This is a genomic window from Pedobacter sp. AK013 (assembly GCF_014205835.1).
Lineage (GTDB): Bacteria > Bacteroidota > Bacteroidia > Sphingobacteriales > Sphingobacteriaceae > Pedobacter.
The window spans coordinates 103,191-112,652 of sequence record NZ_JACHCQ010000023.1 but is presented as its reverse complement, the minus strand read 5'-3'; the positions used below and the strand labels follow the sequence as shown (position 1 = coordinate 112,652).

5 protein-coding genes are annotated in these 9,462 nt (G+C 38.6%); 2 read left to right on the top strand and 3 right to left on the bottom strand.

The features are described 5' to 3' along the window. Nucleotides 1-107: 107 nt before the first annotated feature. The 3 genes from pth to HDC90_RS15950 all read right to left on the bottom strand — a co-directional run bounded on the left by pth (nucleotide 108) and on the right by HDC90_RS15950 (nucleotide 2,510). Complete coding sequence (gene pth / locus HDC90_RS15960; RefSeq protein ID WP_025144146.1) at nucleotides 108-668, bottom strand: aminoacyl-tRNA hydrolase; 561 nt, start codon at nucleotides 666-668, stop codon at nucleotides 108-110. Between the two features lie 226 nt (nucleotides 669-894). Further along, nucleotides 895-1,479: a 50S ribosomal protein L25/general stress protein Ctc gene (locus tag HDC90_RS15955; RefSeq protein WP_184468078.1), complete on the bottom strand. Its 585-nt coding sequence runs from the start codon at nucleotides 1,477-1,479 to the stop codon at nucleotides 895-897. An 89-nt stretch (nucleotides 1,480-1,568) separates the two neighbouring features. Next, nucleotides 1,569-2,510 carry a ribose-phosphate pyrophosphokinase gene (locus tag HDC90_RS15950; protein WP_184468076.1) on the bottom strand — a complete coding sequence of 314 codons (942 nt, stop codon included), beginning with the start codon at nucleotides 2,508-2,510 and terminating at the stop codon, nucleotides 1,569-1,571. Between the two features lie 368 nt (nucleotides 2,511-2,878). Between HDC90_RS15950 and HDC90_RS15945 the strand changes: the two genes are divergently transcribed. Together HDC90_RS15945 and HDC90_RS15940 are read left to right on the top strand one after the other, a co-directional pair. Continuing rightward, on the top strand, nucleotides 2,879-5,905 hold the full coding sequence (locus HDC90_RS15945) for a DUF2723 domain-containing protein (RefSeq protein ID WP_184468074.1): 3,027 nt from the start codon (nucleotides 2,879-2,881) through the stop codon (nucleotides 5,903-5,905). Nucleotides 5,906-6,120: 215 nt separating this feature from the next. After that, entirely contained in the window at nucleotides 6,121-9,159 is a 3,039-nt protein-coding gene (locus HDC90_RS15940) for a DUF2723 domain-containing protein (RefSeq protein WP_184468072.1), read from the top strand. Nucleotides 9,160-9,462 lie beyond the last annotated feature (303 nt).

Below are 9,462 nucleotides of genomic sequence, written 5' to 3'. Positions count from 1 at the left end.
AAAACATAAACAACCTTAATTAGCCAATAAGCCTTATTTATCTTCAATAATCAATTTTAACCGGACAACAGTGAAATAAATTCAGCATGACGATTCTTGTAAGGGAACTACTTATTAAAAGCGGTCATGGTGTGTGCCGGGCCGATGGTTACAAAACTTTTAATCAATTCTACACTTTTATCAATCAATGCAGGAAGTTCCAACTGTTCATTTTTATCAAACAAACCCAAAACGAAGTCTACTTGCCTGCCTTTCGGGTAATCGTTTCCAATTCCAAAGCGAAGGCGCGCGTAGTTTTGCCCACCACAAACTTCTTCGATGCTTTTTAAACCATTGTGACCCGCGCTAGAACCTTGTAATTTTAACCTTAGCTTTCCGAGAGGCAAGGCAAGGTCATCAACAATAACGAGTACATTTTCCGGTGCTATTTTCAGCTCTTTCATCCAATAGTTAACGGCCTTACCACTCAGGTTCATAAAGGTTGTTGGCTTAATTACATGTAGTTTTTTACCTTTAAAGCCCACCTCAGCATAATAGGCCAAACGGATATTATCAAAGCTACCACCTAAACCTTTAACCAGTTCATCAGCAATATCAAAGCCAATGTTATGCCTGGTATGTGCATAATCCGGCCCGATGTTTCCTAAGCCTACTATAAGATATTTCATGGGGCAAAGGTAGAAGCTTAAAGCGAAAAGACCAAAGGCTAAAGCGAAAGCTTTTTTTTGTTACTCGTCACCCTGACCTGTAGCATAGCGGAAAGCTACGAAGTAAATTTATTTCAGGGTCTCACTATTTTCAGATGCTGAAATAAATTCAGCAAGACGATATCCTATAAACAAAAAGCGGTAAAGAATTTCTTCTTTACCGCTTTAAATCTGTGAACTCAGCGTACTATTTTTTACCTTTAGCAGCTTCAGTTTCAGCTTGTTTTAATGCTCTAGACATTGCAACAGAAACGATAGTATCTTCAGGAGTGTTAGTGATTACGTATTTATCACCTTTAAGGTCACGAACACGGAATAAACTACCTACTTCTAATTTCTCTAAGCTTACTTCTACGTTTTGTGGCATGTTAGCTGGTAATGCTTTAACACGTAGTTTACGTAATTTCTGGATTAATTTACCCCCCATTTTAACACCTGGAGAAGTTCCTGTTAATTTAACCGGGATCTCCATAACGATTTCTTTCTCATCAAATAACTGAAGAAAATCGATGTGTAATAATACGTCGGTAAGTGGGTGAAACTGCGTATCTTTTACGATAGCTTTGGTTTTAACACCATTCACATTAATTTCCACAAAGTTTACATCCGGGGTATAAATAACATCTCTTAAGTCAGCAATAACCACAGCTAAGTGTTGTTGCTCTTTTCCACCATACAATACCGCCGGAACTTTACCTTCGTAACGAAGTTCCTTGGCATCGCGTTTCCCTACGTTCTCTCTTGGAGAACCGCTAATTGCGATTGTTTTCATTTTTTTTTATTTATTTAATTATTAGTAGTCAGTATTAAGTATCGAGTATCAAGACCTTAAGCCTTCAACCCTCTACCTTCCACCTTAATTTACACTCTAAACAGATCACTAATCGATCCATGCTCGTTTACATTGGCAATTGCCCTTGCAAATAAACCGGCTGTACTTAGCACCCTAATTTTCGGACTTTCCTGTTTCAATGGGATAGTGTCCGTAACGATCAACTCGGTTAATACCGAATTTTCTACCGTTTCTATTGCTTTGCCAGATAATACAGCATGTGTACAAACCGCTCTAACACTTGCTGCACCGTTTTCCATAATCAAAGCCGCAGCTTTTGATAGGGTTCCGGCGGTATCACAAATATCATCGATTAATACGACATCCTGCCCAGTCACATCACCAATAATCGACATAGATTCGATTTCGTTGGCACGTTTACGGCGTTTATCGCAAATAATTACCTCAGCGTTAAAAAACTTGGCAAAAGTACGTGCCCTATACGAACCGCCCATATCTGGCGATGCAATAGTTAAGTTTTTTAAGCCTAAGCTTTTGATATAAGGTACAAAGATTACCGATCCGTCTAAGTGATCAACCGGAATATCGAAGAAACCCTGTATCTGTGCAGCATGTAGATCCATCGTCATAATACGGTGAATACCTGCTGATTTTAATAAGTTAGCCACTAATTTGGCACCGATTGCTACACGCGGTTTATCTTTTCTATCCTGACGGGCTAAACCATAATAAGGAACAACTGCAGTAATGTAATGTGCCGATGCCCTTTTAGCAGCATCAACCATTAACAAAAGCTCCATTAAATTATCACTAGGCTGATAAGTAGACTGGATTAGAAAAACATCACTACCACGAATTGACTCATCAAAGGAAGGCTGAAACTCTCCATCACTGAATTTGTGAATGGTTACGCTACCAAGTGGCTTGCCGTAATGTTCGGCAATCTTAAGTGATAATCCCTTAGAACCTGTTCCGGAAAAAAGCTTTACCGGGTTAAACTGCAATGGCATGGGTTCGTGTAGTTACGGTTAAAAAAAATCGGATCATGTCTATTTAAAACATGATCCGTTATTAAATTTAGTTGTCCGACCTGGATTCGAACCAAGACAAACGGTACCAAAAACCGTTGTACTACCCTTATACTATCGGACAAAAACTTCTCAAGGATATTCTCCTCGAAAGGGAATGCAAATGTAGGAACCTTATTTTAAATATGCAAGAGCGATTTTAAAATATTTTTAATTTCTCTCCCGCTGTTCCTGTTTGCGATGCAAAGATAAAAAAATCATTACATAGCGTGCAACATTTTCTTTTTTTATACGACTTTTTTTACTACGAACCACTTAAATCATTTATTATCAAAGACTAAAATTAAACTATGAATTACTCAAGGATTAACACCATTGGAGGCTGGCTCTGTTTTATCGTTGCCGCGCTCACTTACATCTTAACTTTAGATCAATCTGTAAGCTTCTGGGACTGTGGCGAATTCATTTCTTCTGCCTTCCGAATGGAGGTGGTTCACCAACCAGGTGCTCCAATAGTCTCCATGATTCAAAAGTTATTTTCGACACTCGCTTTTGGCGATAAAACCAAGGTAGCCTATTTCATAAATATATCTTCTGCGCTTGCAAGTGCAGGTACCATTCTCTTTTTGTTCTGGACCATTACTGCACTGGCCAAGAAAACAGTAATTAAAAAAGGCGAAGAAATTACCAAGCAAAAAATTATCGGGATTATGGGTGCCGGTTTGGTTGGCGCCTTAGCTTATGCTTTTTCTGACAGTTTCTGGTTTTCGGCTGTAGAGGCCGAGGTTTACGCTATGTCGTCGCTTTGTACGGCTATTGTATTCTGGGGCATATTAAAGTGGGAATCGCAGGCTGATGAACCTAAATCAGACCGTTGGTTACTTTTTGTGGCTTACATGATGGGAATTTCTATTGGTGTACACATCTTAAACCTGCTTACCATTCCTGCCTTAATATTTGTTTATTATTTCAAAAAGAATCCATCGCCCAGTTGGCAAAGCGTTTTAAAAGTATTTTTTGTTTCAATTGCTGTTCTGGCAGCCGTTCAATTTGGCATTATTCAATATGTAATATCTTTTGCAGCAAGTTTCGATTACTTTTTTGTAAACACCATCGGTTTAGGTTTTGGAACAGGCATATTGTTTTTTGCGGTGCTCGTAATCGGGAGCTTGGTTTATGGCATCCGTTATTCTATCCTTAAAAATAAGAGGATTTTAAACCTGGCCATGTTATTTACCGTTCTGCTACTTTTTGGATATAGCTCTTTTGCACTCCTCATTATCAGGGCGCAGGCTAAACCAAATTTAAACAACTATAATGTAGATAATGTATACTCTTTTTCGAGATATGTTGGTCGCGATCAATACGGCGATAGGCCACTGCTTTATGGAGAGAATTACAATTCAGAAAAAATCGGCGTTGAAGAAACGGGTAAAATTATCCGTAAAGGCGACAAAAAATACGAACCGGCAGGCACAAAATCGGCATATATTTTCGCCGATAAAACTTTACTGCCGCGCATGTACAGCGATAAGCCTGAACACATTAACTTTTACAAAAGTTACATGGGTTTTAATGATGAGCACAAACCCACCTTGATAGATAACTTAAATTACATGTTCTCTTTCCAGACCGGACAAATGTACATGCGTTATTTTATGTGGAATTTTGTAGGCAGACAGGATAATGAAGATGGGCAGTTTGGCGGAAAAGATGGCAATTGGCTTAGCGGCGTAAAACCATTAGATGCAATCAGGCTTGGCAGTCAAAAAAACCTTCCACCATCCATCGTAGAGAACAAAGCATACAATAGGTTTTTCTTTTTACCCTTAATTATCGGTTTAATCGGTGCCATTTGGCATTTTAAACGTAATCAAAAGGATGCTGGCATTATCGGTTTACTTTTTGTATTTACCGGGGTAGCAATAGTTGTTTATCTTAATTCTGTTCCTGTTGAGCCTCGTGAAAGGGATTATGCCTATGTGGGCTCTTTTTATGCTTTTGCCATCTGGATCGGTTTAGGAGTATTTGGATTAAAGGATTGGGTTTTCCAAAAATTAACACCCCAGCGTGCCAGCATTTTTGCCACAGTTATCGCCTTGTTTGGTGCGCCGATAATTATGGCCAACCAGGGGTGGGACGATCACGACCGTTCTGACAGCCACGTAGCGAGAGATATGTCTGTCAATTACCTAAAATCGTGTGCCCCCAATGCCATCTTGTTTACTTATGGCGATAATGATACCTTTCCGGTTTGGTATGCACAGGAGGTAGAAAATATCCGTCCGGATGTGCGCGTAGTAAATTTAAGCTTATTTACGGCTGATTGGTACATTGATGGGATGCGAAAAAAGCAAAACGAATCTGCCCCCTTACCCATCACCTTAAAGCATGAGCAATACGTTGAAGGCACGAGGGATATTATGTATTATCAGGATTATAAGATTGCACAGCATATTGAGTTAAAAGAAATTTTAGACGTACTTCTATCCGATCATGACGAAGATAAAGTAACCATGACAGATGGTTCAAAATACAATGTATTACCAACCAAAAACCTTAAACTGGCCGTAAGTCCGCAACAGGTTTTAGATACCGGCACTGTACCCAAGGAAGATGCCGGTAAAATTGCAAGCAGTATGGAATGGACTTACAATTCGAATTTTGTAACCAAAGGCACCTTAGCTTTATTTGATATTTTAACACACAATAACTGGGAACGCCCGATTTATTTTAGCGGTGCCATGCCAAACGAGCAATATATAGGGCTTAACAAATACCTCTATTCTGAAGGATTAAATAAAAGACTGCTACCCTTAAAACCAGATACTGCAATTACACAAGATTTTGATCGTGTAAACCTGAAACCCATGTACAATAACCTGATGAATGTTTACGGCTTTGGCAACATTAAAAATGCCAACCATTTAGACAGGCAATCTGCTGATGATGTAACCATGTTCTCTAACATGTTTAATGGTTTATTAACCGGCTTAATAAACGAAGGCAAAATTACCGAAAGCAAAAAAGTGGCTAATAAATATTTTGAGGTGATTCCTGCTAAATTTTACAGTATGCGCCAGGTAATGAGCACTTATTATTTAACCGAAAACCTGTATCGGTTAAATGATCTAAACCGCGCAAATGCAATGATTAAAAAAACTGCTGATTATATAGGCAAAGAGTTAACCCATCTTGCTGATGTTTCGGAAAGCAAAAACCAGCTATCATCAGAGCAGGATATACGTTTCTATCTTGGCTATTTAGGGCAAATGGTAAAATTAACCGAAGTATTTAAACAAACCGGGCTAAACAAAAGCCTCGAAAAACAATACAACGATCTGATTATAAGGTTTACCCCGTTTGCTGCAGGCTAAGCAAAAAACATTCTAAATTTTAACCCATAGGCAGATTTCACCTTTCTGCTTATGGGTTTTTGCTTCCCAATAAATTAAAATCCTTTATGTTAAAGGCCTTAGGCCGTTAAAAATTGTTAAATCAATCTAAAAATTTACCTGTTTTATCGACTAGAATAGTTAATTTCGGCAGCATTTTTATGTGAAAACAATTTTTAATATCATTATACAAACCAATGAATTATTCAAAAGTTAATAATATAGTAGGCTGGATCTGCTTTTTAATTGCTACACTAACTTACGTTTTAACCTTAGAGCCTTCTGCCAGTTTTTGGGACTGCGGTGAATTTATCGCATCGGCATTTAGAATGCAGGTTGTTCACCAACCTGGCGCACCATTATTCTTAATGATCCAACGTTTCTTCTCTATTTTTGCAGCTGGAGATTTAACCAAAATCGCTTACTGGATGAACGTAGGTTCGGCTGTTTCGAGCGGAGCAACCATCTTATTCTTATTTTGGACCATCACTGCATTGGCTAAAAAAACGATATTAAAAGCTGGTGAAGAACTAACAACAGGTAAATTAATCAGTATTATGGGGGCAGGGGCCGTTGGTGCTTTAGCTTATACTTTCTCTGATAGTTTTTGGTTTTCGGCAGTAGAATCGGAGGTTTATGCACAATCATCGTTATTTACAGCGATTGTATTCTGGGCTATCCTTAAATGGGAAGCACATGCCGACGAACCACGTGCTGACCGCTGGTTACTGTTTATTGCCTATATTATGGGTTTATCAATTGGTATCCACTTATTAAACTTGTTAACCATACCAGCACTTGCTTTTATTTATTATTTCAAAAGAACTGATAAAGCAACAACATCAGGAATTCTTAAAACCCTTATTGTTGGTATCTTAATCTTAGCGGTAATCCAATATGGTATTATCCAATACCTGGTTTCATTTGGTGCTTATTTCGACCTGTTCTTCGTTAACACATTAGGTTTAGGTTTTGGAACAGGCGTTTTGTTTTTCGCTATTCTGTTAATTGGCGCCCTGGTTTGGGGAATCCGTTATTCGATCAAGCATCAAAAAAAATTATTAAACCTAGGTTTAATTTCTACGGTTTTAATCATTTTCGGTTATGCATCTTTCTCGATGATCATTATCAGGGCAAAGGCAGATCCGAACTTAAATAATAGCGCGCCGAAAGATGCTTTCTCTTTCTTAAGTTACCTGAACCGCGAGCAGTATGGCGATAGACCATTGGCTTATGGACCAAATTATAACTCTGAAAGAACAGGTGTAACGGAAGGTAAAACCATCTGGAGAAAAGGTAAAGACAAATATGAAGTAGCGGGCAAAAAAACCGATTACGAGTACAACAATAACACTTTATTGCCACGTATGTATAGCGACGACCCTAAACATGCCAGTTTTTATAAAGAGTGGATGCATTTGGATGATAGTAAACACCCGAACTTAGTTGATAATGTTGGCTTTTTGGCGAGTTACCAGATTGGTTACATGTATATGCGTTACTTTTTCTGGAATTTTGTTGGGCGCCAGAACGATGAGCAAGGCCAGGGCAGCGGATTTGAAGGCGAATGGATTAGTGGTATTAAACCGTTTGACAGCTGGTTGCGTGGCGATCAAAGTCATTTGCCACCATCAACTGTTGATAATAAAGCATACAACCGTTTCTTCTTTTTACCCTTAATTTTAGGTGTTATTGGTGCACTTTGGCATTTCAAACGTAACCAAAAAGATGCGGGAGTTGTAGCATTACTATTCTTCTTTACCGGTATTGCCATTGTATTATATTTAAATCAAAAGCCTTTAGAGCCGCGCGAAAGGGATTATGCTTATGTAGGATCTTTCTATGCCTTTGCCATATGGATTGGGCTGGGGGCGCTGGCTATTAAAGAGTGGTTGTTTAAAAAATTAACCCCAACTGCCGGAGCTATTGGGGCAACCGTGATCGGATTATTGGCGGCACCGGTAATTATGGCCGAACAGGGATGGGATGACCATGACCGTTCTACCAAACTGGTTCCGCATGATATTGCTTTGGATTACTTACAATCCTGTGCGCCAAATGCCATTTTGTTTACTTATGGCGATAACGATACTTACCCGCTTTGGTACATCCAGGAGGTAGAAAATGTTCGTCCTGATGTGCGTATTGTAAACCTAAGTTTATTCGATACAGATTGGTACATCAACGGTTTAAGGCAAAAACAAAATGAATCTGCTCCATTGCCAATTTCGATGAAACCAGAACAATATGTACAAGGTGAAAGGGATGTAATGCCATACGATGATTATAAAATTGCAGGTAGTGTTGAGCTTAAAAACGTAGTTGATTTATTGTTATCAAACGATGAGAGTGATAAAGTTGCCATGCAGGATGGATCAAAATCTAATTTCTTACCAACTAAAAACCTTAAAATTACGGTAGATCCGCAGCAAGTGGTAAGTACAGGAACAGTACCCGCAGCCGATGCTTCAAAAATTACCACCACCATGGATTGGAAATTTAATAAAGGTTATGTTACTAAAGGAACTTTGGCCATGTTCGATATCCTTGCGCACAACAATTGGAAGCGCCCGATTTATTTCGCTTCTACAGTACCTTCAGATCAATACAATGGCTTGGATAAGTATTTATATAACGAAGGCTTAGCGATGCGTTTACTGCCGCTTAAGGCTGACACAACAGCATCTGAGGATAGACCAGAGCAATTAAATACACCTGTATTGTATAATAATGTGATGACTAAATTTAAGTGGGGAAATATGAAAACTGCTAAATATTTAGACCCTCAATCATCAGATGATACTTTTATTTTCACCAATATCTTCAGTAGCTTAACCAACAGCTTAATTAAAGAAGGTAAAACTGCTGAGGCAAAAAAAGTGGTGGATAAATATTTTGAGGTAATGCCTGATAAATTCTTCGGCATCCGTACTGTTGTAGTGAAATTCTATCTAGCTGAAAACCTATATAAACTAGGCGAAACTGCCAGAGCTAATGATATTTTAGACAAATCTGGCGATTATATCAATAAAGAGTTAAACTACCTGGCAGATATTTCACAATCAAAAGGTTTAACCGGATCGCAGAACATTCAAACCGGCTTATACTATCTGGATCGAATGATTAAGACCAGTAAAGCTGCGGGTCAGGATAAGTTGAGTGAGAAACTGCAAAAAACATTTAATAACCTTGAAGGCCGTTTATCAATGTTCTTCCCACAACAAGGTCCGCAATAATAAACGGATCTGGAAATAACTTACAAAGCAGCTGCATTAATTTGTAGCTGCTTTTTTTGTTCAAATTTTGAAGGTTCTGGAAAACCTGTAAGGTTTAAATCGTAGCCCAAGTTGGCTTAATAATAATTAATTTTCCACTCTGTTATCCGTGCAATCGTTCATGCTGAATTTATTTCAGCATCTATCATGCTACAAAGACCCTGAAATAAATTACCTTCGGTGAGCTCGCTAAGGCTCGGTTCAGGGTGACGGATCTAATGATATTCTTAAAAGCTGGGGATTTATTCACAAAAAAATCCCGTT